A 1,509-nucleotide genomic window follows, 5' to 3' on the forward strand; every position below is an offset into this window, starting at 1 on the left:
CGCCAGCCGCCGGGCGTCAGGCGTGACGGCCGCAGAGCGACAGCGGCAGCGGCCGGTGCGCGCCCTGGCGGCGGCGCGTGCGGCCCGTTGCGGGCCGCCTTGAAGACGTACAGAAACTTTGAACCAGTCAGCCGGCAGCCGGGCGGGCGTCACCCAGGGCGCGCCACCACTCGCGGTCGATCGAGAGGTCGCCGGAGTCCAGGTCCTGCTCGAATCTGAACGCATCTACGGGGGCTGGCTCCCCGCTCATGAGGCCGGTGATGTGCGCGGGCAACCTCACCTGATGGTCGCGGACGTAGTGCGCAAGCCCTTCTGGCCAGATGAAATGACGCCCGTCCGTCAGCTCCGCTGAACCGTTCCCAACGCCGCACAGGCGACACGGTGAAAGCCCCGCCGCCGCGACCCACGCGGTTCCGGACGAGAGGTAACGCGCTACCCGGTCGCTCTCGTTAGGGTCCAGGCCCTCGTCAACGAACTGGTTGACGTCCGGCCAACCCGGCTCATCCGAACCCCACCAGTAGCCGATCAGACGGAGCGTCCTGCCACGTACGGTCTCTGCCATCCCCCTAGGTTCACACTCGCTCCACGGCTGGCCGCGACCGGGGCTTGACCACAAGAGGAGCGTCCAACTTCGCCGGCAGCCCGTTTGTCCGACTCCGGGTGATGCTTGACGTCGTGGCCTCACCTGATGCTTGACATGATCGCGACAACCGCGCGGCTCGCGGCCAGATGAAGCCGTTGCTGCGCCTCAAGGCTCCGCGTTTGTGGTTGGTCGTACTCTGCGGGCATGACGACGGGGCGGGCGAGTGGATTGACCACACCACAGGGCCATTTTTGGCACGCCGCTCTGCTTGGAGATCGTTCGCTGGCGCGTCGGCTGCAATCGCGGGCGATGCAAGACACGAAAGCCTTAGCCGCGGTGCTGGAGGGCATGTTCATCGTGGTGATCGGCTGGCTGCGCCAGAACCGGTTCGGCCCCGTGGAGATTCGCCTGTTCTCCGAGCGGGTGACGGAGCGTATCCAAGCCGAGCAAAGCGTCACTACGGATGAGGTATCGCGGCTCATTCATCGCGAGCTGGAAGACGCGGCTACCGATGATGACGTCGCCCCAGCGCATCGTGTCTGGGCGCAGAAGGAGGTGATCGCTACCGCTACGCGCGAGCTCAAGCTCACGCCGGGCGAGATCGACCGCATGATCAGCAACGCAGAATGGCTTGCGAGGCAGTGGGGTATCGAGCTCAGGCCCTACCGCCCCGGCCTGATCATGCGCTGGCGATTCGAGCTTGCAGAAGGCCGCTGGTATGGGCCCTCCGCCCGAGACCGCTGGAGAGCCGAGCGAATGGGAGCCTTCATTGCCTGGCTGCGTCCCCCGTCCGAGACTAAGTGCTTCTCGTCGTTAATTCGTCGGGGGTTGCGTCCAGGCGGTGGGGTCGTTGAGGTAGAGGCCGCAGGCGCAGTCGAGGGCTTCTTCCGGGCTGCCTGCGGGCAGCCCGTTGGGCAGGACGGAGT

At 66.4% G+C, this 1,509-nt stretch carries 2 protein-coding genes; one reads left to right on the forward strand and one right to left on the reverse strand.

Features of this window, described 5'->3' with window-relative positions; genetic code table 11:
• Window positions 1-127: 127 nt before the first annotated feature.
• Window positions 128-562, reverse strand: a complete 435-nt coding sequence (locus tag NCC78_RS31640; RefSeq protein WP_250799113.1) for a hypothetical protein — start codon at window positions 560-562, stop codon at window positions 128-130.
• Window positions 563-787: 225 nt separating this feature from the next.
• Here NCC78_RS31640 and NCC78_RS31645 point away from each other — a divergent pair.
• Window positions 788-1,509, forward strand: a 722-nt coding sequence (locus tag NCC78_RS31645; RefSeq protein WP_250799114.1) for a hypothetical protein, incomplete at its 3' end; no start/stop codon positions are given.

The organism is Micromonospora phytophila, from assembly GCF_023656545.1.
Lineage (GTDB): Bacteria > Actinomycetota > Actinomycetes > Mycobacteriales > Micromonosporaceae > Micromonospora > Micromonospora phytophila.

What these genes read in the sequence shown, in the direction of transcription:
- NCC78_RS31640 (WP_250799113.1), bottom strand. Translation starts at nt 562, where the DNA reads ATGGCAGAGACCGTACGTGGCAGGACGCTCCGTCTGATCGGCTACTGG.